Source organism: Tychonema sp. LEGE 07196 (assembly GCF_963890365.1).
GTDB lineage: Bacteria > Cyanobacteriota > Cyanobacteriia > Cyanobacteriales > Microcoleaceae > Microcoleus.
In genome coordinates, this window is sequence record NZ_CAWPRX010000001.1 from 15,337 (window position 1) to 33,820 (window position 18,484).

Genomic DNA, 18,484 nt, shown 5'->3' on the forward strand with positions numbered 1-18,484 from the left:
AATTTGACATAATTTTACGTTTGTTGGGGGTGAGGGCGATCTGCGGGCTTTGAGATCTGAGGCACTTGCTGGTTGTGGAGGGCGATCGCGCGATCGACTTGGAGTGTCTAAAAGTGCGATCGACCGTACAATTAAATCATTATATTCAGCAAAAATCGCTTTTAAATCCCTGATTATTGTGAATAAAAATTAATCTTTGGGGTCTTCGGGGTTTGCGGCGCTCATACAAACTAATTAGAAAAGCCAGCTAATAGTCGAACTCGAAAATTGTCAAAATCAACAAATCCATAGGCTTGACGCTTAATCACTTTGAGACGATTGTTGATTTCTGACCTACAACCACTCCTTGTTCGGTTCAATAAATAGTTACAAATTCCATCGATATGATTGGGAAGCATTGTATATTTTGATGAAAATTAAAAATAGTCAAATCCTCTCCATCTCTCCCCCTCAATCGCTATAGACAATCTATATGAGCAACAGCTTACTATCCCGAATCAATTTATGTATATCGCATATATCGAACGCAGTCAAATCGAGCTTGGTGCAAAGAAATCGGGATTAGGATGAGTGGCGTTCCTCTAGAAATACCCCTAAAAATATCAGCGAGTCAAAGAAGAAGCAAGCTAAGTCTGATGAAAGAATTCGTAATTTGATTGAGGAAAAATTTGGAGCAGGTAAAAGAAGATTTAGCCTTGATAGAGTCATGGCTAAATTTTCTAATACTTCTGAAACAACCATCGCCATACTTTTTCTGGTGATGAATATCTCCGCCTGGGTACGGCCGGCTTTTTGGCTTGGTTTATGTCTATTTCACCACACAAACCTTTTTTCAGGTTTTGGGTCTCGGATAATTAGCAAAAGTTATTTTCTATCAAAAAAAGATGAGCAAAATCTCTTGTTTTAAGGTCATCGCAAATTCAATCATCTTTCTCAATGCTGTTTTCTGACTTTTTCAGCAATCCCTAATTAAGACTTGAGCAGTGCCATTGGACTAAAGTCCTCATTAGGAACATCAAGAAGTAATTTGTATATCATAAATCGGCTGATTTGTCAAGCAATTCCAGTGGCAGATAAATAAATCTGGCACTTGAAGGCCGACAGAGGCGATCGCAGGTGCAGCCGGAAAAGGCCAAAGTCGATCGAACAAAATCTTCTCCCCTACAAACCCAAACTGCATCAAATAAGTCGCCGGAGGCGCATTTAAAATATCCACCAACAAGCGGTAAGCCAACTGGTACAACTGCTGCCGCCAAACATCCGACAAATGCAGCGGTTGACGGTAACTCAACTCGCCCGACAATTTATCGGATTCTGCTGCGATCGCCTCAGCATAAAGCGGCCCCTTTGCTGTGTGCACCACAGGGAGCCAAAAACTGCCCTCGCCGACGGGAAAAAGCAGTTCCTCAGCCACTCGATCGCGCGCTACCGCAACATTGCGGCAAAATTTAAACACATCTTGACCCGGAAAAACCAGATCGGACGGCACATCCAGCGTCATAGGACAAACGATCGCCCCAGCGGAGGCGATCGCTCCAGAATTGAGTGCAGAAATTCCACAGATATTGACTTCGGTTAAAGGATGAGATCGAGCGATCGCCTCAAGGAGACTTGCTGCTACTTTTTGCCCGTCACCCGTCACAATCAAAACCTCAGACATTGCCAAAGCTCGGCATTTGAATCCCGCGATCGTCATCAGGATCGACACTAGGCAGATCCAAGCCCTTAGCCTTGCGATTGCGAACCGCCAGACGGTAAGTCACGCTTTGCAACTCTGTATGCAATTGGCGGTTTTCTTTTTGCAGTTGATCCAGCTTTTCCTTAATCGGCTCGATCCGTTCGGCAAACTTCTGGCGGTAAACCCCTGGCAATTCCTGAACAACTTGTTCGAGCATCCGAGAGCGATCGGTCAATTCTTGCACTGACTGCCGCAGTTGGTAAACCTCAGCATCCCGATCGGCGATTTGTTCTTGATAAAAACCCACCTGTTCTTCAACAGCTTGCAGTTGTTCGCGCATCGCCTGCATTTGAGCTTGGTGGCGATCGGAAACTTCCGGCGCAGGAACAAAACTCGTATTTCCCTTCACCAGTCTGAAAAGTTCTTGAGACAACTGCTGCACCAATTGATCGCGCATTTGCAGCTCTTCGGTGAGACGAGATACCTCTGATTGCAGTTCTTTTGAGCTTACAAGTTTAGTTAGATTCACGATGACTCTCAGCTTTTGTTATGAATAGTAGTGTGTTTCTCTTTAAAAATATCTTTCCCTTACCGAAGAGGCAAGAGGCACTGTCAAAGTTTTTAAGCTGTGTCGGCGCGTTGGAGCGATCGAGCATCAGCCAAGGATAAAGCTTAGTTTAACGCAGATCTGGTCTAACCGATCGCAGTCGAGAGCACTTTCCCAGCTTCGTCCAAAGTGCTGCCAAAACAGATAATTCCGTCCTCGTGACCGGCCATCGCCAGAATTTTGCGATCGGCGAGATTCTCCTCCTCAAAAAGTCTAAACATTTCTAAGGCCATTTGAGGAGTGCCGTAAGGTATTTCTTTTCTAGTAGTAGGAATTTTAAACAGCAGTTGTTGCCAGAGTTGAGGATTGTGGATGTGAATAATCGCCCCCACATCGCCAGCATGAAGGTAAAGTGCTGCGTGAGTCAGGGACTCCGACGAAGCTGGTACCGGCCCCCGGCAGCAGAGGAAATTTTGTTCTAAGTTAAATTCGGTAACAGTACAGTAGGATTCTGGCCCTAGCTGCGGCAAATGTGCTGTCTGGGTGCCGGAAATCACGAACTGGCAAGAATTGCCAATCCTGACGCTGACGTTCCCAAACCCGATGCCATTTTCGTAGACGGCAATTAGTCCCCAAGAGTGGAGTCGATCGCGCCAGTCCATCAAATCTGCTATGTCCCCGGCAGCTACAGGGTCTGCCTCTTTCCAGTCACAGCGGTACTTAACGACTCCTTCATCCATTCATTTTCCTGCAAGTTGCGGACACGACAGACACGGCTGGGTCAAATACTTTACCGAATTTGTCAAACTGCTTTTTTGCCGGCTGGGTCTAGTCTACATTCCAGTGTCGCCGTAGTTGGCGATCGACATCAACAAAAAGTAAGCTACGAAAGAAGAGCCAATTATTCCAAATATCATAGGTTTAGCCTCAACTGGTGATTGCAAAAGTTAAATGTAAAAAGTACGTTTTCAGGCTGGGAGCTTGATTGCAGGCTCTGGCCAGAGCTAATTTCTTCTGTGAAACTATGTAACACCCCGAACAACTTATAGCTTTAGACTACAGCATTTATACTGAGCTGAGTTACTCCCTAAGAAACATTTAACGAGAAACTATGCCTTTATAGGTAACTCAAGTAAAAAGCAACCGTATATTTACGTATTTTTTTCATTATACATACAGGGAAGCGAACGGAACACCCAAATTACATATCTTAAAGATTTTTTAACTAATTACCCAAAAAGCAAACCGATCGAGCAGTGAATGCCCGATCGGCTCTGGGTTTTCTGTGGAGCGAGCGCGCCTGCCACCTTTTAAATGTGGAAGTGATACAAGATACTGCCGTCGTCTTTAATTTCGCAATTGGCATTAAAGATTTCAGCTTGTTCGTTCAAAAAACGCTGGGCGACATCCGGCGACAGCCGCGTCTCCATCGCAAACCGCACCAAAGTGATTTCGCCGCGGTTTTCTTTGATCAGTCGGTACAAAGCACTTTGGAGCCTTTCGCTCTCTTCTCGCTGAAAAGCTGTTTTGTGCTGCCAATCCGCCACCGAAGGAATCAAACCGCGACTTACCAAAATCGCCAACAGCAGGCCAACTCCCAAAATCAGAGGCACAGTCGGATCGCTCGTGGGTGTGGCCACAATTTGCGGCGCTGTCGCGGCAGCCAAACTGCTCACCATTTCTTTTTCCGACGCTTGCGTATCCGCCATCGCGAGCTGAGTTTTGTTGTAAAAGTCTTGCTGAAGCTTCATTTGCTGCAACAGGCGAGCGCGCTCTCTTTCGTATTGGTCGAGTTGTTGTTGAGCTTGTTTGAGGTCTTGAGTGACTTTTGCCAAGCGTTGGTTGAGCGACTGATTGACTGATTGCCACCGATATCTGTTAATCAGGCGGCTTTTTTCAACCATGCCTTTCATCAACATATCCGCCGTTTGCACTGCTTGATCCCGATCGAGCGAGCGATACCCAACAGCAATCTGTAGAGGTTCTTCCGGCTTAGAAATCTTGACGCTAGCATTTTGTCGAACTTGCTGAGGCGACAGCTTAACTGCATCTGCGACTGCTTTGACAACATTATCTGCCAGCAGAACATCGGGAGTCAGTTGCTCTCCCTGCTTGAGAATTGTCGCGCCCGTGCTCGAAAATTTTACTGGCGGATTATTAGAAGCCAGAGTGCCTTGAGCCAGGAATCCCGGCAGCGGAGCTAGGCGGTAGGCTAATGCCCCTGAAATACCCATAATTACAGCAAAACTGCCTAGGGCAATCCATCTGTACTGATTTGCTGAAGATCTAAAACGTAAATTTCCCATTTTGATAGTCAAGTCATAACATTCACTTTGCTGTTGCAGCTAGTCCCAAACCAAAGAGCGATCGTCTCTTTCTTTTGAATGAAATTGACTGCGGAAAAATCACTCAGATTGTAGCGAAAAGCTCTCAGATCGGCTTTTCAGAGTTGCAAATATTCATGTTTCTAAAAAAGCACCGTACCTGTGTTTTTTCCTAACTATAACCTCAGCTTTTTTGTTTGGGAATTACTCAAAAAATTGCAGGTATGACGATGATAAAGTCAAGTTTGTTGCCAATTGGGGAGCCTCGTGCGAGAGTGAAATCTTGCGGAGCCTCGTCGTGTTTGTTGACACTTAAAACTTTCACTTTTTCGCCTGCTGCAATCCTCCAATTATTTTACTTCTTGGTGTGCGTTTTGCGGAAGCGATCGCGCGGGTGGGTTGTTGCTCGATCCTGGGATCGCCCGCAGGTTGTACGGCACTTCGTTCTCATCTGAGATGCCCTCAAACTCGATACTTCTTGTCACGGCACATTCACAGCGATCGCAATTGCGATCCACCCGCGCGATCGCGATTAACAAACTGCTAATTTTGCCGAGCTTCTCAAATAAGAGCGAGTAAAACAATCAAAAAAAACTTAAATATTCTTCCTAAAAAGTTACTAGCCCAGAATTATACCACGCACTAACAGTATTTGCTAAAAATAAAAAGTGTGGAGCGGGCCACAAGACCTGCTCCACATCAAAAAACGATCCTAGGATAAAATTATGAGCGATCGACCGTACCGACGAAAGTTCAGAAGCCGATCGGCAAAATAAGACCCTCGCGGGCCATGACAGCCTTGGGGAAAGCGATTTGCACATCTTCGGCGATGCGATCGAGAAAATCGTCAGTATGAGCCGGATCGTGGTGAAAAATCACCACTCGTTTCACCCTTGCTTCCTTAGCCATTCTCACCGCTTCCTGCCAAGTCGAGTGTCCCCAACCCACCTTCGGAGACTTGGGATTGTGATATTCCTCGTCGGTGTACATCGCATCGTAGATCAGCACGTCAGCGTCGAGGGCCAAATTGTAGACATTCTCATCTAGTCGATCGGGAAAATGCTCCGTATCAGAACAGTAAACCACCGAACGTCCCTGCCAACTCACCCGATATCCCATAGCAGTATTCGGGTGATTCAGAGAACCAGTCCTAATCTCAATATCGTCCAGCATCATCGTCTGGTTGTGATTGAGTTCGTAGAAATTCAAATCTGCAGGCAAACCCATCAGTGGCACCGGCGAATTCGAGTGCAGAATCCGTTCCACAAAATGCCTTTTGAGACAATCGCCATCCGGCGGAATCGCCCCATAAATATCAAACCTATTGCCGCGGATAAAAGCTGGGGCGAACAGCGGGAAACCTTGAATGTGATCCCAGTGATAGTGAGTAAAAAACATATAAGCTTGCACCGGCATTTCTTGCATCAACTGGTCTCCCAGCATCCGCAAGCCTGTTCCGCCGTCAAAAATCAAGCGTTTGCCAGCTACTCGCATTTCCAAACAAGAAGTATTTCCGCCGTAGCGAACAGTTTCCGATCCTGGTGTCGGAACACTGCCCCGCACGCCCCAGAACTGTACGACAAAATCATCCATACCTTTTATTGATTCCGAGGGTTGAGGGCAATCAACGGGAGTTGCCGCTACAGAGGACAAGCTGATTTCCATTTTAAAATTCAGACTTTAAGGTTCCACATTGTCCGTGATGGCGCAGCAGATGGTCGCACAACACTAAAGCTACCATTGCTTCCACCATTGGCACAGCTCTTGGCAAAACGCAAGGGTCGTGCCGTCCTTTGGCCGCTAGCAGCGTTGCTTCACCCTCTCGGGTAACTGTGCGCTGCTGCTGGCGAATTGTCGCAGTTGGTTTGAAGGCCGCCCGCAGAATGATATTTTCACCGTTAGCAATGCCACCCTGAATTCCGCCGGAACGATTCGTCACTGTACGAATTGCCCCTTGTTCATCAGTATAGTATTCATCATTGTGTTCGCTGCCCAAAAGCATAGTCCCGGCAAAGCCAGAACCAATTTCAAAACCTTTGCTGGCAGGTAAGGACATGATAGCTTTTGCCAAGTCGGCTTCGAGTTTGTCGAATACGGGCATTCCCAGGCCTTTGGGTACGTTGCGGGCGACGCATTCGACTACACCGCCGATCGAATCTCCGCTGTCGCGCACTTTTTCGATCAGTTCAATCATTCTTTCGGCGCAGTCGGCATCGGGACAGCGGACGATGTTGCTTTCTACTTGTTCTAAGGTAACAGTGTCCGGGTCGGCGACGCATTCTAAGTGTTTGATGCGTTTGACGTAGCCGACGATTTCGACTCCAGCGGATTGAGAGAGAATTTTTTTGGCGATCGCCCCTGCTGCTACTCTACCAATAGTTTCCCTCGCCGAACTTCGACCTCCGCCTTGCCAGTTCCGAATTCCGTACTTAGCATCGTAGGTAGCATCGGCGTGGGAAGGGCGGTAAGTTGTCGCCATTTCGCCGTAATCTTGAGGGCGAGTGTCTTGATTGCGGACTAAAATTGCGATCGGAGTTCCCAGAGTTTTGCCTTCAAACACGCCGGACAGAATTTCGCAGGTATCTGCTTCTTTGCGGGGCGTCGTAATTTTGCTTTGGCCCGGGCGGCGGCGATCGAGTTCCGCTTGAATGAACGATGCGTCTAGCGACACCAGGGGCGGACAACCGTCTATTACTACTCCCACACCGCCGCCGTGAGATTCCCCAAATGTCGATATCCGAAATAAATGCCCGAAGGTGTTGCCCATAGTGCTTTCGCCTGAAACCTGATAATTTTTACTTTAACTGGAAGATATATTTTCCCAATAGAGATTTACTGTATTTTTGCAGAATATAGCATTGAGCGGATACGGCGAAAGGTCGATCGGGCCAAAGCAGAAGTTCGATCGCTTCGGAGAAGGGGAGAGGGAGAGAGGGCGAGAGGGGGAAAATTGGGCAAACCTTCCTTCTTCCTTCTTCCTTCTATCCTTTACATCCCTTACATCCGTTACATCCGTTACATAATCTGTTGCCGAACTTCCTTCTTCCTGACATCCGTTACATCCGTTACATCCGTGGAGCGAATCCGTTGCCGAACTTCCTTCTTCCTTCATCTCTAATCTTCGTGTTCTTCAAAAGGATCTCTCAATTGCTTGGCGGGAGGGCCGAAAGCCGTGTAAATCGTGAAGCCGGTGATTGCCACCAGACACACACCGAGAGTAATACCGAGAAATGCTGCTGGTTCCATATTGGGGAGCAATTATGAGTTATCCACTCTATAATATTACAAAAAATAACAATCCGTCTCAAAGTCTACTGATTTTAGGCTGGGTAGGGTATGGCAGCATCCGGGGGAGACGGGGAGACGGGGAGAGTCGGAGACTGCGGGAGAGTCGGGGAGTGGGGGGTCTAAAAAATTGCGATCGCAATTAGCGGTGGAAGTATGTCAAACTTTTCTGTAGAGATTCATTGTAGGTGACTTATGGCACAGCGAACTTGGTTAGGAGATATACTCAAACCCCTTAACTCAGAATACGGCAAGGTAGCCCCTGGTTGGGGAACCACCCTGTTGATGAGCGTTTTCATCGGACTGTTTTTCGTGTTCTTGTTGATTATTTTGCAAATCTACAACTCTTCACTGATTCTGGAGAATGTGGATGTCGATTGGTCGAGTCTCGGCCGCTAAAATTTGAGCGCGAAACAGTCAGGCTAACAGTAAAAGCTGAGGGTAGAGGAGAAAGGGTAAAAGCTAAATTTTCCCATTTTCCCTTGCCCTTTCCCGTTAGTGGCTCGTAATTTAATGCTAACTAATTAAACAAAATACCGGAGAAAAAACATGAATATTTTTGGAATTGGCTTGCCGGAAATGGCCGTAATTTTTACCATCGCCCTGTTGGTATTCGGCCCGAAAAAGTTACCTGAAATTGGTCGGAGTTTCGGAAAAGCACTGCGGGGATTTCAAGACGCTTCGCGGGATTTTGAGTCGGAGTTTACGCGGGAAGCCAAGCAGTTAGAAGAAGCAGTCGCAACTACCAAAAAGCCCGAACCCGAAAAAATCGCGGCAGCCAAGGAAGATACCGCAAACAGTTAGATGAATAACACTCAGAAGTCGGAAACACCAGCGGAGTTAATAATTCCCCAGCTAATAGTTGGCTTGGGAAATCCAGAACCAAAGTACGATCGCACGCGACACAATATCGGCTTTAATGCAGTGGATACCTTGGCTAAATCTTGGCAAATTTCCCTGTCAGAAAACCGCAAATTTCAAGGCATATTTGGCGAGGGAAATCGGCCGCGAGGACAGAAAATCCGCTTGCTGAAACCGTTGACGTACATGAACCTGTCCGGCCAATCGATTCGGGCGGCCACCGATTGGTACAAAATACCTCCAGAGTCCGTATTAGTAGTATACGACGATATGGATTTGCCGATCGGCAAACTCAGAATGCGGCTAGCAGGTTCAGCCGGCGGCCACAACGGCATGAAATCAACAATTTCTCATTTAGGTACAGACAAATTTCCCCGCTTGCGGATTGGCATCGGCAAACCTCAAAACGATCCTGCTAAAAATGACAAAGATACGATTTCCTTCGTATTAGGAAAATTTTCCTCAGAGGAAAGTCAATTAGTAGAGAAAGTGCTTAAATTAGTTGTAGAAGCTGTGGAACTTAGCCTCCATCAGGGAGTAGAAAAAGCCATGAGTCTTTACAACAATCGTACCATTGCAGAAACAAACGCGGAAACAAAAAGGTGAGTTCGAGACGTTTGCCCGAAACAACTGCATATGTCCGAGTGACTGGCCAATCTTGGCTAAAAGGCACCATTGAGGGTGAAGTAAGTGCCGGCAATTTTGAGTGGCAGTTTCAGTGGCGTTTCACCGCAGAAAAAACACTGATACTGGAACCATCTCGGGGTAGGGCATTGATTCAAGAACCGCTGCACCGTTTTCTGGAGAAATGGGATTATCAGCTTGAACCGGGCGGGGATTATTCCTTTACGGTTCGTGCTCAGTTTTAATACTCAGAAACCGGGTTTTTACGAAATACTTCGTTACCACACCCTAAAACTCTCAAAAACCCGGTTTCTTTGGCCTGGAAACACCTTGAGTCAGAAACCGGGTTTTTACGAAATACTTCGTTACCACACCCTAAAACTCTCAAAAACCCGGTTTCTTTGGCCTGGAAACACCTTGAGTCAGAAACCGGGTTTTTACGACAATACTGCACTGCAACACGCTAAAAATCTCGGAAAAACCCCGTTTCTTTTGCCTTGACGCTACGAACTAAGAAACCGGGTTTTTCCGAGATTTATGGTTTTCAACAAGTATTTTCGTAAAAAACCCGGTTTCTGGCCTCTGATGAAATGCTGGATAATCAATTGATTGGTGGTGATTGCAGCAATTCTTGAATTAAAGCAGGTGGAGTTGCTTCTCGGTAAGCGCCACAATAATACATCGTCAAAACAGCTTTGTAAGCCCAGTGATTGGAAGGCACATCGGTAAAAGGATTTGGCAGAGTTTCAGCCTGATTTTGCAAGCAAGCTTTGAGAATTTGTTCTCGCGTTGGCTGCACTTGAACTAAAGAATTATTTAGCTTGACTTGTGCGGTAGTTTGTGCTTTTACAGAAGCATAAAAGTTGGCACTAATTAGCAGTATAGCTGCGGCAAAAATCGTGAGTTTCATAGGTAATTGGTCATTGGGAATTGATAAAATGACAACAGTCAACTGACAACTGACTACTGACTAATTTTTCGCATTCCTACAGCCAAGACGCTCAAAAACAAAAGCCCCACTGCCCCAGCCAACGGATTGCCGTTAATTCCAGTGACCCAATCGGGAACAGAGCCAGAATATCGCACTAACTCCCCGATGTTAATTATATAGTATCCCCAGACTAAACCTGCATGAAGCCCGATCGACAAACCCAGCCGATTTTGACGGCTTCGCTTTGCAAAAACCAGTATCAAACCCAGCAACAACAAGCCCGGAAACTGAGGCCAACTCCGCAGCATTGCCTCCACAGATTTGATAAAATGAGATAGGGCAAACACCAGACTATTTGCCCGCACAGAAATTTGATTGTTGTAATCCCGCTGCAATTCGTCCAGCAACCAACCACGGAATACCAACTCCTCCGCAAAACCCACTCCCAGGGCGCTTAATAGCCCTTCTGCGATGATTCGAGGCAAATTATCAGAATTTTGCCATGCGACAAAGCCGAACAGTCCTTGCACTAAAAATAGGGTAAAAGTGATAAAAGTGCCGATCGCCAATCCAGTCAAAAGCTCAAAACCGTTTTGTCGCGTATTGACTAAACCGTAACTTTTGAGCAATTGCGTTTGTCCGTAAACCTGTTTTCCCCAGCGCCGCACTAGGAACAGAAACTCGACAAACAACAATCCCATTGTCAGAATAGTTGCGAGGTTGCTATCTTTAACTAAGAGATAAATTGGTGCGGCGACGGGCAGCCAGATTGCTGCCAAGATGAATAGAAAAATTATTACTCGCAATAAAAATGGATAATTTGCTATTTTGTGGGCGGTAATCATTGGTGGTAAATTCAACAGATTTTACATAACATTTATAGCGACACATATCGGCGGTTGAAACCGCATCTACACAAACGATGTCCGGATGGTGCGCGGACTAAAGAAAATAACGTAATTTCAACGACCTGGTTTTCTTCAACCGGCGTCGGCACGTGAGTGTTTGTGTAGACGCGGTTTCAACCGCAAGAGTCTTCTCTACGCAGATTATTATAAACACGGCATTACGGAGTCCCCAATGTACAAAGCCCACAGAAAAAGCTAGAATAGCATCATATCGGTTAAAACTTTAAGTGAAGCAAAGCTATAACATCAGGTAACAATGACTGAAGTATCGGATTTCTCAAATGTCGATCGCGAATTAGACGACACAATATTAAGTTTCGCAGACATTCAAGCAGAACTCAACCTGCGCCGCGCTAAAGATGCTCTGCGAGATATAGTAGAAAATCTCGACTTGACACCACAAGAGCGAACTGGACTGGAGCCGGAAATTGGCGGCTTGGAAACAATGCTGGACAAGCTAGAGCGCGCTTGCGTCCAAATTGCTGTGTTTGGGATGGTGGGAAGGGGAAAATCTTCGGTTTTAAACGCGCTACTCGGTCAAAATGTGTTTGAAACTGGCCCTACTCACGGGGTGACTCGTACCACAACTATTGGAAAGTGGGATGTCGGAGATGGTGTGGATGACGGTTTACCCGATCGACTTTCGCCAGTTATTTACCGTTTGTCGCAAGTAGAATTAATCGATACTCCGGGAATAGATGAAGTTGACGGCGAAACTCGCGAACTTTTAGCCCGCCGCGTTGCTAAACAAGCCGATTTGATATTGTTTGTAGTTGCTGGCGACATTACGAAAGTGGAATATCAAGCACTTTCGCAATTGCGGGAAGCCGGAAAACCCATGTTATTAGTTTTCAATAAAATTGACCAGTATCCCGATGCAGATAGGCTGGCAATTTATCACAAAATTCGGGACGATCGCGTGAGAGAATTGTTATCTCCCGATGAAATTGTGATGGCGGCAGCGTCGCCTTTGACGGCGCGGGCAGTGCGCCGTCCCGATGGCAGTATGAGCGTGCAAATGAATCGCACTTTACCGCAAGTTGAGGATTTAAAATTAAAGATTTTGGAGATTTTAGACCGGGAAGGAAAATCTTTGGTAGCGCTGAATACGATGCTTTGTGCGGGGGATATTAACGAGCAGTTGGTGCAGCGAAAAATGGAGATTCGAGAAGACGCGGCTAACCGAATTATCTGGAATGGGGTAATGACTAAAGCTGTGGCGATCGCCCTAAATCCAGTTACTGTAGTTGATATTCTCAGCGGTGCGGTAATTGATGTGGTAATGATATTAACTTTATCTAAAGTTTACGGCATTGCGATGACAGAAGCGGGCGCGGTAGAATTGCTGCAAAAAATTGCATTGAGTATGGGGGGAATTACTGCGGGCGAATTGGTGGCAAATTTGGGTTTGAGTTCTTTAAAAGGATTGTTGGGTTTGGCGACACCGGCGACGGGAGGTTTGGCCTTGGGGCCTTATCTTTCTGTGGCTGTGACTCAAGCTGCAATTGCTGGGGTTTCTTGCTACGGAATCGGTCAAGTTACTAAGGCTTATTTGGCTAACGGTGCTTCTTGGGGAGATGAGGGGCCGAAGGCTGTTGTCAGCAAGATTTTATCTTCTTTGGATGAGGATTCTATTTTAAATCGGATTAAGGATGAATTGCGGGCTAAGTTGAATTTGGTAGACGAAGGAAGAAGGAAGAAGGAAGAAGGAAGAAGGAAGAAGGAAGAAGGAAGAAGTTATTAGTTATTTGTTAGTTGTCACCAATGCCCGATGCCCTGTTTGGCCGATACCCAATGCCCAATTCCAAATATTATGTTATTAACCATTTCTACAACTCGCGTCCCAGCTACAGATTTGGGTTATTTGCTGCACAAACATCCCGATCGCCTTCAATGTTTTCCGATGACTTTCGGACAAGCCAGCGTGTTTTATCCAGAGGCGAATGCAGAAAAATGCACGGCGGCTTTACTGTTAGATGTCGATCCGGTTGGTTTGGTGCGGGGAAAATCGAAATCGGACGATCGCCCTCTCGAACAATACGTCAACGATCGCCCCTACGTTGCCTCTTCGTTTCTGTCTGTCGCCCTCGGCAAGGTCTTTAGTACAGCTCTATCCGGTCGCTGCAAAGACCGCCCAGAACTCGCAGAAACCCCAATTCCTTTAACAGTTAATCTCTCCGTTTTGCCCTGTCGCGGCGGCGAAAAGTTTCTGCGCGAAATGTTTGAGCCGCTGGGCTATCAAGTCGCAGCAAAACCGCTGATTCTTGACGCGCAATTTCCAGAATGGGGCGCGAGTCCTTACTTTTCGGTAGAACTGCAAAATACAATTCGTTTGGCGGATTTGTTGAGCCATCTTTACGTACTAATTCCGGTGTTGGATGACGACAAACATTACTGGGTTGGCGATGATGAAATCGAGAAGTTATTCCGTCACGGTGAAGGTTGGTTGAACGCGCATCCGGCGCGGGAACAAATTGCCGATCGCTATCTGAAACGCCAGCGCCGTCTGACGCGAATTGCTGTAGCGCAGTTAGCAGAATCAGATAATATTGACCCCGATTCTGTCGAAGTTTCTCACCAGCAAGAAGAGGAAGTTTTAGAACAGCGAATTAGCTTGAACGAACAGCGTTTAGATGCTGTGATGGAGGTTTTAAAAGCCAGCAATGTTAAGCGAGTTGTAGATTTGGGCTGCGGCGAGGGAAAACTGCTGCGATTGCTTTTGAAAGAAAGTGCGTTAGCGAAGCCCTCGCAGAGGATCGAACAAATTACGGGAGTCGATGTTTCCCACCGGGCTTTGGAAATTGCCACGAAAAGATTGCAAATAGAACGCTTATCTCCCGCACAGCAATCTCGGATTCAACTAATCCAAAGTTCGCTGATTTACCGGGACAGCCGCTTGACGGATTTTGATGCAGCGGCGGTAATTGAAGTGATCGAACATCTGGATTTAGATCGGTTGGCTGCTTTCGAGCGGGTGTTGTTTGAGTTTGTGCGGCCCAAAAGTGCGATCGTCACAACTCCAAATATTGAATATAACGTTAAGTTTGAAAACTTGCCTGCGGGCAAGTTTCGCCACCGAGATCACCGCTTTGAGTGGACGAGGGCAGAATTTCAAACTTGGGCGAATAAGGTTGCAGAACGGTTTGGGTTTGCTGTAGAATTTCGTTGTGTGGGAACCGAAGATGCAGAAGTAGGTTCGCCTACGCAAATGGCAATATTCACCCAATGCAAATAATACCGACATTCTGTTTGTGTCTACAATCTAATTAAACTTGAAAAGATGCAGGCTTCAGCTATGAGTAAATCTCTTCAAACCCAGATAGTGAAAATTGACAATTCTCAGGGAATTCACATTCCCAAATCTTGGTTAGAGCAAATTGGTATTAGCGGAGCAGTAGAAATCGAAGTTCAGGGCGATCGGATCGTCATTCGTGCAGCCCTAAAACCGCGAGCAGGTTGGGATGAAGCGTTCGCAAAAATGGCAGAGCAACATGATGATGTCCTGCTTGATGATGTCACCGCTACAGAGTAGGAGGAGCTTGAGTAGCAATAGTAGTCAAACCTTTTGATATTTTTGTAATTAACCTTAACAAGCCGGCCAACGAGTAATATCAACTCAGCTCTTCATTAGAATTATTTATCTCTATTCTCTCTCTGTGTTCTCTGCGCTCTCTGCGGTTAAATAATCTTGATGCAACCAAAAACGAGATAAATCACAATTATTAAACAATGAAAATTACCCTTCCCGAACTATCCCTAGTCGTTCTCATCGGTGCATCCGGTTCCGGGAAATCTACCTTGGCGCGCCAACATTTCCTGCCGACAGAAATCATTTCATCAGATTACTGCCGCGGCCTGGTTTCCGATGACGAAAACAATCAAGCTGCAACCGCTGATGCTTTTGAATTACTGCACTTTATCGTTGCTAAACGGCTAGCAGCAGGTAAATTAACTGTTATCGACGCGACAAATGTTCAGCCGGAAAGTCGCAAACCTTTGTTAGAATTAGCTCGAAAATACCATTGCATTTCGGCCGCAATTGTGCTGAATTTACCCGAAAAATTGTGTGCCGATCGCAATCAACAGCGTCCAAACCGCAACTTTGGCAGTCACGTAGTTCGCCGCCACGTCCAGAATTTAAAGCGATCGCTCCGAAATCTCGATCGCGAAGGATTTCGCTACGTTTACATCCTCCGCACCCCAGAGGAAATCGACGCGGTGGAAGTCGCAAGACAACCGCTGTGGAACAACCGCAAAAGCGATCGCGGCCCGTTTGACATCATCGGCGACATTCACGGCTGCTGCGGCGAATTAGAACAATTGCTGCAACAGTTGGGCTATCAAATTGTGGAAAAAACCAGCGAGTCCGGCTTCTGGGATTTTCCCACCTACGCGCACCCAGAAGGGCGTAAAGCCGTGTTTTTGGGCGATTTGGTCGATCGGGGCCCCCGCATTCTCGACACCCTCAAACTCGCGCGAAACATGGTAGCTGCAGAAACAGCATTGTGCGTCCCCGGAAATCACGACATTAAATTGCTGAAAAAACTCAACGGCAAAAATGTCAAAATCAATCACGGACTCGAACAAACCTTAGCAGAAATAGCAGCTTTGCCCGACGAATCCCGCGAATCTGCGGAAACAGAAATCCGCCAATTTCTAGACAGTTTAATCGGGCATTACGTCCTCGACGGCGGCAAATTAGTCGTCGCCCACGCGGGGATGAAAGCAGAATTTCAGGGACGCGCATCCAGGAGAATTCGAGATTTTGCCTTGTACGGAGAAACAACAGGCGAAATCGATGAATTTGGCTTGCCAGTCAGATACAATTGGGCCGCCGAATATCGCGGCACAGCAGCAGTTGTTTACGGACACACGCCAGTCTCGGAAACAGAATGGTTTAACAATACCGTTGATATTGACACGGGCTGCGTTTTCGGAGGCAAACTAACAGCTTTGCGCTATCCCGAAAGAGAATTTGTCAGCGTTGCGGCTGCTAGAGTTTACTGCGAACCTGTGAAGCCGATCGCACTTACTGCTGTTACAACTCCTCTCACCGCCCAACAGCAATCTGACGATATATTAGACATTGCCGACGTATTGGGCAAACGGATCATTTCCACTCGCCTGCAAAACAACATTACGATTAAAGCAGAAAATGCGATCGCCGCCCTGGAAGTAATGAGCAGATTTGCCGCCAATCCCAAATGGCTGATTTATTTACCTCCCACAATGTCTCCCGTTGCTACTTCCAAAGAACCGGGACTTTTAGAACATCCAGCCGAAGCATTTAGCTACTACCAACAACAGGGAATATCAACAGTTGTCTGCGAAGAAAAACACATGGGTTCCCGTGCAGTTGTGATTGTTTGCCGAGATGAATCGGCGGCTAAACGGCGCTTCGGGATTCTTAACAACAGCATCGGTATTTGTTACACCCGCACCGGACGGCATTTTTTCAATAATTCTAGTAGAGAAGCCGAATTTTTAGCTAGAATCAATGTTGCTTTAACTGCTAGCAATTTTTGGGATAAATTTCAAAGCGACTGGGTTTGTTTGGACTGCGAATTGATGCCTTGGTCTGCCAAAGCTCAAGAATTATTGCAGCAACAGTATGCCACAGTGGGAACAGCTTCTAATACTGCATTTGCGGATGCAATTAAGAACTTAGAACAGGCAAGCCAGCGGGGAGTTGAAGTTAGCGATTTGCTGAGTCGCTACCAAGAGCGATCGCAACTAGCGCATCAATACGTTAAAGCCTACCAGCGTTACTGCTGGCCTGTAAAATCTATCTCCGACCTCAAATTAGCACCTTTCCACATTTTGGCAACCGAGGGAAAAGTTCATACTGACAAAAATCACTGTTGGCACATGGAACAGATTGCAGAAATTTGTCAAGCTGACCCGGAATTGCTGTTAGCCACCGAATACAAAGTAGTGGAAATTGCCGATTCTGACAGCCAATCCGCCGGGATAAAATGGTGGGAAAAACTGACTGATGCGGGAGGCGAAGGAATGGTTGTCAAACCAATGGAATTTATCGTTAAAAATAGCAATAAACTGGTACAGCCTGCGGTAAAATGTCGCGGCAAAGAGTATTTGCGGATTATTTACGGTCTGGAATATTCATTGCCGGAACATTTGGAAAAATTGCGATCGCGCGGGCTTTCCGGGAAGCGTTCTTTAGCGTTGCGAGAGTTTGCTCTCGGTGTAGAATCATTGGAGAGATTTGTGGCGGGTGCTCCTTTGAGACAAGTTCACGAGTGCGTTTTTGGAGTTTTAGCGATGGAGAGCGAACCTGTCGATCCGAGGCTGTAATCTGAAGGTAGAAAGCAGGCGATCGCTCACACATCTCTCCCTATTAATCGTTGTACTTCCGATGTCGATAAATTCATCATTTGTGCAACTTGCTCTAAATTTATTCCCGAATTTAACAGGTTAGAAATGAGCGATCGCAAGGCTGATTCCGCCGCCATTCGGGCTTGTTGCTCTTCCTCATGAGTCTTCAGAAACTCTCCTGTTTGAGGATTTCTAAACCTCAATTCTCCAGAGACTATGTGTAATTCCAGTCCCAATACTTCGCTGTACAGCCACAGCGTATCGAAGGCGATATTATTGGCGGGAATCGGCTCGTACTGGTTGTTGACTAAACGCAGTCCTTGCAATATCGGATTCAGATAATCTCCAGACGGATCGTACTGAAAGTATTCGCTGATTCCCAAAGTTCGATAGGTTTCTGGTTTGGTTTCTTGGTCTACATCTTGAGTTGTTTCCGATGTGATTTCTAAGACAAACTGCGGGGCTATCCCGGCTTCTTTCCAGATTTTATAGTTATCTCTTTGGCGTTTTCTGACTCCGAATACTACATAAATATCGGGAGCAACTACTGCTGCTTTATTGCCTTCTTCGTAATAGACGAAAGAATTTGCTGACACGTATACATCCGATCGCCCTTGAAAGTGCAGCTTCAGAGCTTCCACGCCGTAAGTAAGGTAATCGCGCGTGATATCGCTTTCCGCCATCGGCTCTCCGTCGCTGCTGGGATATTCAATTTCTGATTGTTCGATAGAAGTGAAAACTGTCACAGTTTAAGCCTCCTCAGTTCTCGCAAATCCGATTATTCGTAAATCTCAGAAACCGGGTTTCTCTCTATATTTCTCATCACCCAACCAAAAACTCCAAGAATACCCGGTTTCTCGCCCTCGTAAATCTCAGAAACCGGGTTTCTCTCTATATTTCTCATCACCCAACCAAAAACTCCAAGAATACCCGGTTTCTCGCCCTCGTAAATCTCAGAAACCGGGTTTCTCTCTATATTTCTCATCACCC

At 46.4% G+C, this 18,484-nt stretch carries 22 protein-coding genes and 1 pseudogene; 9 read left to right on the forward strand and 14 right to left on the reverse strand.

The features are described 5' to 3' along the window. Window positions 1-230 precede the first annotated feature (230 nt). Window positions 231-398, reverse strand: coding sequence for a transposase (locus AACV78_RS00065; RefSeq protein WP_194010080.1), 168 nt, complete (start codon window positions 396-398; stop codon window positions 231-233). A gap of 87 nt (window positions 399-485) precedes the next feature. Here AACV78_RS00065 and AACV78_RS00070 point away from each other — a divergent pair. Beyond that, window positions 486-767, forward strand: a pseudogene (locus tag AACV78_RS00070) (transposase); the annotation flags it as partial. A gap of 248 nt (window positions 768-1,015) precedes the next feature. Here the strand turns inward: AACV78_RS00070 and AACV78_RS00075 are convergent. The 9 genes from AACV78_RS00075 to psbN form a co-directional block, all read right to left on the reverse strand. After that, window positions 1,016-1,660 (reverse strand): hypothetical protein, encoded by a 645-nt coding sequence (locus tag AACV78_RS00075; RefSeq protein ID WP_194010079.1) that lies wholly within the window; start codon window positions 1,658-1,660, stop codon window positions 1,016-1,018. Then, window positions 1,653-2,207, reverse strand: coding sequence for an Npun_F5560 family protein (locus tag AACV78_RS00080; RefSeq protein WP_194010078.1), 555 nt, complete (start codon window positions 2,205-2,207; stop codon window positions 1,653-1,655). Before AACV78_RS00080 ends, AACV78_RS00075 begins: the two co-directional genes overlap by 8 nt. Window positions 2,208-2,371: 164 nt before the next feature. After that, complete coding sequence (locus tag AACV78_RS00085; protein WP_194010077.1) at window positions 2,372-2,965, reverse strand: class II aldolase/adducin family protein; 594 nt, start codon at window positions 2,963-2,965, stop codon at window positions 2,372-2,374. A gap of 570 nt (window positions 2,966-3,535) precedes the next feature. Continuing rightward, on the reverse strand, window positions 3,536-4,531 hold the full coding sequence (locus tag AACV78_RS00090; RefSeq protein WP_194010076.1) for a hypothetical protein: 996 nt from the start codon (window positions 4,529-4,531) through the stop codon (window positions 3,536-3,538). A gap of 368 nt (window positions 4,532-4,899) precedes the next feature. Further along, on the reverse strand, window positions 4,900-5,133 hold the full coding sequence (locus tag AACV78_RS00095) for a hypothetical protein (protein WP_194010075.1): 234 nt from the start codon (window positions 5,131-5,133) through the stop codon (window positions 4,900-4,902). A gap of 169 nt (window positions 5,134-5,302) precedes the next feature. Beyond that, window positions 5,303-6,214: an MBL fold metallo-hydrolase gene (locus AACV78_RS00100; RefSeq protein ID WP_194010074.1), complete on the reverse strand. Its 912-nt coding sequence runs from the start codon at window positions 6,212-6,214 to the stop codon at window positions 5,303-5,305. A gap of 1 nt (window position 6,215) precedes the next feature. Continuing rightward, a complete protein-coding gene (gene aroC, locus AACV78_RS00105; protein ID WP_194010073.1) occupies window positions 6,216-7,316 on the reverse strand; it encodes a chorismate synthase in 1,101 nt (366 codons plus the stop codon). 33 nt (window positions 7,317-7,349) lie between these two features. Continuing rightward, window positions 7,350-7,661, reverse strand: a complete 312-nt coding sequence (locus tag AACV78_RS00110) for a hypothetical protein (protein ID WP_194010095.1) — start codon at window positions 7,659-7,661, stop codon at window positions 7,350-7,352. A 2-nt stretch (window positions 7,662-7,663) separates the two neighbouring features. Further along, on the reverse strand, window positions 7,664-7,807 hold the full coding sequence (gene psbN / locus AACV78_RS00115) for a photosystem II reaction center protein PsbN (protein ID WP_445329572.1): 144 nt from the start codon (window positions 7,805-7,807) through the stop codon (window positions 7,664-7,666). Window positions 7,808-8,029: 222 nt separating this feature from the next. Between psbN and psbH the strand changes: the two genes are divergently transcribed. From psbH to AACV78_RS00135, 4 genes are all read left to right on the forward strand, one after another. Further along, window positions 8,030-8,233: a photosystem II reaction center phosphoprotein PsbH gene (psbH, locus tag AACV78_RS00120; RefSeq protein ID WP_006633692.1), complete on the forward strand. Its 204-nt coding sequence runs from the start codon at window positions 8,030-8,032 to the stop codon at window positions 8,231-8,233. A gap of 150 nt (window positions 8,234-8,383) precedes the next feature. After that, on the forward strand, window positions 8,384-8,638 hold the full coding sequence (locus tag AACV78_RS00125) for a TatA/E family twin arginine-targeting protein translocase (RefSeq protein ID WP_194010071.1): 255 nt from the start codon (window positions 8,384-8,386) through the stop codon (window positions 8,636-8,638). After that, on the forward strand, window positions 8,639-9,301 hold the full coding sequence (pth, locus tag AACV78_RS00130) for an aminoacyl-tRNA hydrolase (protein WP_194010070.1): 663 nt from the start codon (window positions 8,639-8,641) through the stop codon (window positions 9,299-9,301). It abuts the gene before it with no gap. Further along, window positions 9,298-9,564 carry a DUF3146 family protein gene (locus AACV78_RS00135; protein WP_194010069.1) on the forward strand — a complete coding sequence of 89 codons (267 nt, stop codon included), beginning with the start codon at window positions 9,298-9,300 and terminating at the stop codon, window positions 9,562-9,564. Before pth ends, AACV78_RS00135 begins: the two co-directional genes overlap by 4 nt. Window positions 9,565-9,920: 356 nt before the next feature. On the opposite strand, the gene AACV78_RS00140 is transcribed toward AACV78_RS00135, so the two are convergent. Together AACV78_RS00140 and AACV78_RS00145 are read right to left on the reverse strand one after the other, a co-directional pair. Further along, a complete protein-coding gene (locus tag AACV78_RS00140) occupies window positions 9,921-10,229 on the reverse strand; it encodes an S-layer protein (protein WP_194010068.1) in 309 nt (102 codons plus the stop codon). A 53-nt stretch (window positions 10,230-10,282) separates the two neighbouring features. Next, the gene (locus AACV78_RS00145) at window positions 10,283-11,095 is read right to left on the reverse strand and encodes a CPBP family intramembrane glutamic endopeptidase (protein ID WP_194010092.1); all 813 of its coding nucleotides are present in this window, start codon (window positions 11,093-11,095) and stop codon (window positions 10,283-10,285) included. 319 nt (window positions 11,096-11,414) lie between these two features. Here AACV78_RS00145 and AACV78_RS00150 point away from each other — a divergent pair, with 319 nt between their 5' ends. The 4 genes from AACV78_RS00150 to AACV78_RS00165 all read left to right on the forward strand — a co-directional run bounded on the left by AACV78_RS00150 (window position 11,415) and on the right by AACV78_RS00165 (window position 17,473). After that, window positions 11,415-12,902, forward strand: a complete 1,488-nt coding sequence (locus AACV78_RS00150; RefSeq protein ID WP_194010067.1) for a GTP-binding protein — start codon at window positions 11,415-11,417, stop codon at window positions 12,900-12,902. A 69-nt stretch (window positions 12,903-12,971) separates the two neighbouring features. Further along, on the forward strand, window positions 12,972-14,393 hold the full coding sequence (locus AACV78_RS00155; protein ID WP_194010066.1) for a 3' terminal RNA ribose 2'-O-methyltransferase Hen1: 1,422 nt from the start codon (window positions 12,972-12,974) through the stop codon (window positions 14,391-14,393). Window positions 14,394-14,453: 60 nt separating this feature from the next. Then, a complete protein-coding gene (locus AACV78_RS00160; RefSeq protein WP_194010065.1) occupies window positions 14,454-14,690 on the forward strand; it encodes an AbrB/MazE/SpoVT family DNA-binding domain-containing protein in 237 nt (78 codons plus the stop codon). 197 nt (window positions 14,691-14,887) lie between these two features. Further along, complete coding sequence (locus AACV78_RS00165) at window positions 14,888-17,473, forward strand: polynucleotide kinase-phosphatase (protein WP_194010064.1); 2,586 nt, start codon at window positions 14,888-14,890, stop codon at window positions 17,471-17,473. A 26-nt stretch (window positions 17,474-17,499) separates the two neighbouring features. Here the strand turns inward: AACV78_RS00165 and AACV78_RS00170 are convergent, their stop codons facing one another. Both AACV78_RS00170 and AACV78_RS00175 read right to left on the reverse strand, forming a co-directional pair. After that, complete coding sequence (locus tag AACV78_RS00170) at window positions 17,500-18,240, reverse strand: Uma2 family endonuclease (RefSeq protein ID WP_194010063.1); 741 nt, start codon at window positions 18,238-18,240, stop codon at window positions 17,500-17,502. Between the two features lie 32 nt (window positions 18,241-18,272). Next, window positions 18,273-18,484, reverse strand: a 212-nt coding sequence (locus AACV78_RS00175) for a hypothetical protein (RefSeq protein WP_228042534.1), incomplete at its 5' end; no start/stop codon positions are given.

Bases quoted from the DNA above. Each gene is read 5' to 3' on its own strand.
- AACV78_RS00065 (WP_194010080.1), bottom strand. From the start codon at position 398: ATGCTTCCCAATCATATCGATGGAATTTGTAACTATTTATTGAACCGA.
- AACV78_RS00075 (WP_194010079.1), bottom strand. From the start codon at position 1,660: ATGTCTGAGGTTTTGATTGTGACGGGTGACGGGCAAAAAGTAGCAGCA.
- AACV78_RS00085 (WP_194010077.1), bottom strand. From the start codon at position 2,965: ATGGATGAAGGAGTCGTTAAGTACCGCTGTGACTGGAAAGAGGCAGAC.
- AACV78_RS00090 (WP_194010076.1), bottom strand. From the start codon at position 4,531: ATGGGAAATTTACGTTTTAGATCTTCAGCAAATCAGTACAGATGGATT.
- AACV78_RS00100 (WP_194010074.1), bottom strand. From the start codon at position 6,214: ATGGAAATCAGCTTGTCCTCTGTAGCGGCAACTCCCGTTGATTGCCCT.
- aroC (WP_194010073.1), bottom strand. From the start codon at position 7,316: ATGGGCAACACCTTCGGGCATTTATTTCGGATATCGACATTTGGGGAA.
- AACV78_RS00110 (WP_194010095.1), bottom strand. From the start codon at position 7,661: ATGAAGGAAGAAGGAAGTTCGGCAACGGATTCGCTCCACGGATGTAAC.
- psbH (WP_006633692.1), top strand. From the start codon at position 8,030: ATGGCACAGCGAACTTGGTTAGGAGATATACTCAAACCCCTTAACTCA.
- AACV78_RS00125 (WP_194010071.1), top strand. From the start codon at position 8,384: ATGAATATTTTTGGAATTGGCTTGCCGGAAATGGCCGTAATTTTTACC.
- pth (WP_194010070.1), top strand. From the start codon at position 8,639: ATGAATAACACTCAGAAGTCGGAAACACCAGCGGAGTTAATAATTCCC.
- AACV78_RS00140 (WP_194010068.1), bottom strand. From the start codon at position 10,229: ATGAAACTCACGATTTTTGCCGCAGCTATACTGCTAATTAGTGCCAAC.
- AACV78_RS00145 (WP_194010092.1), bottom strand. From the start codon at position 11,095: ATGATTACCGCCCACAAAATAGCAAATTATCCATTTTTATTGCGAGTA.
- AACV78_RS00150 (WP_194010067.1), top strand. From the start codon at position 11,415: ATGACTGAAGTATCGGATTTCTCAAATGTCGATCGCGAATTAGACGAC.
- AACV78_RS00155 (WP_194010066.1), top strand. From the start codon at position 12,972: ATGTTATTAACCATTTCTACAACTCGCGTCCCAGCTACAGATTTGGGT.
- AACV78_RS00160 (WP_194010065.1), top strand. From the start codon at position 14,454: ATGAGTAAATCTCTTCAAACCCAGATAGTGAAAATTGACAATTCTCAG.
- AACV78_RS00165 (WP_194010064.1), top strand. From the start codon at position 14,888: ATGAAAATTACCCTTCCCGAACTATCCCTAGTCGTTCTCATCGGTGCA.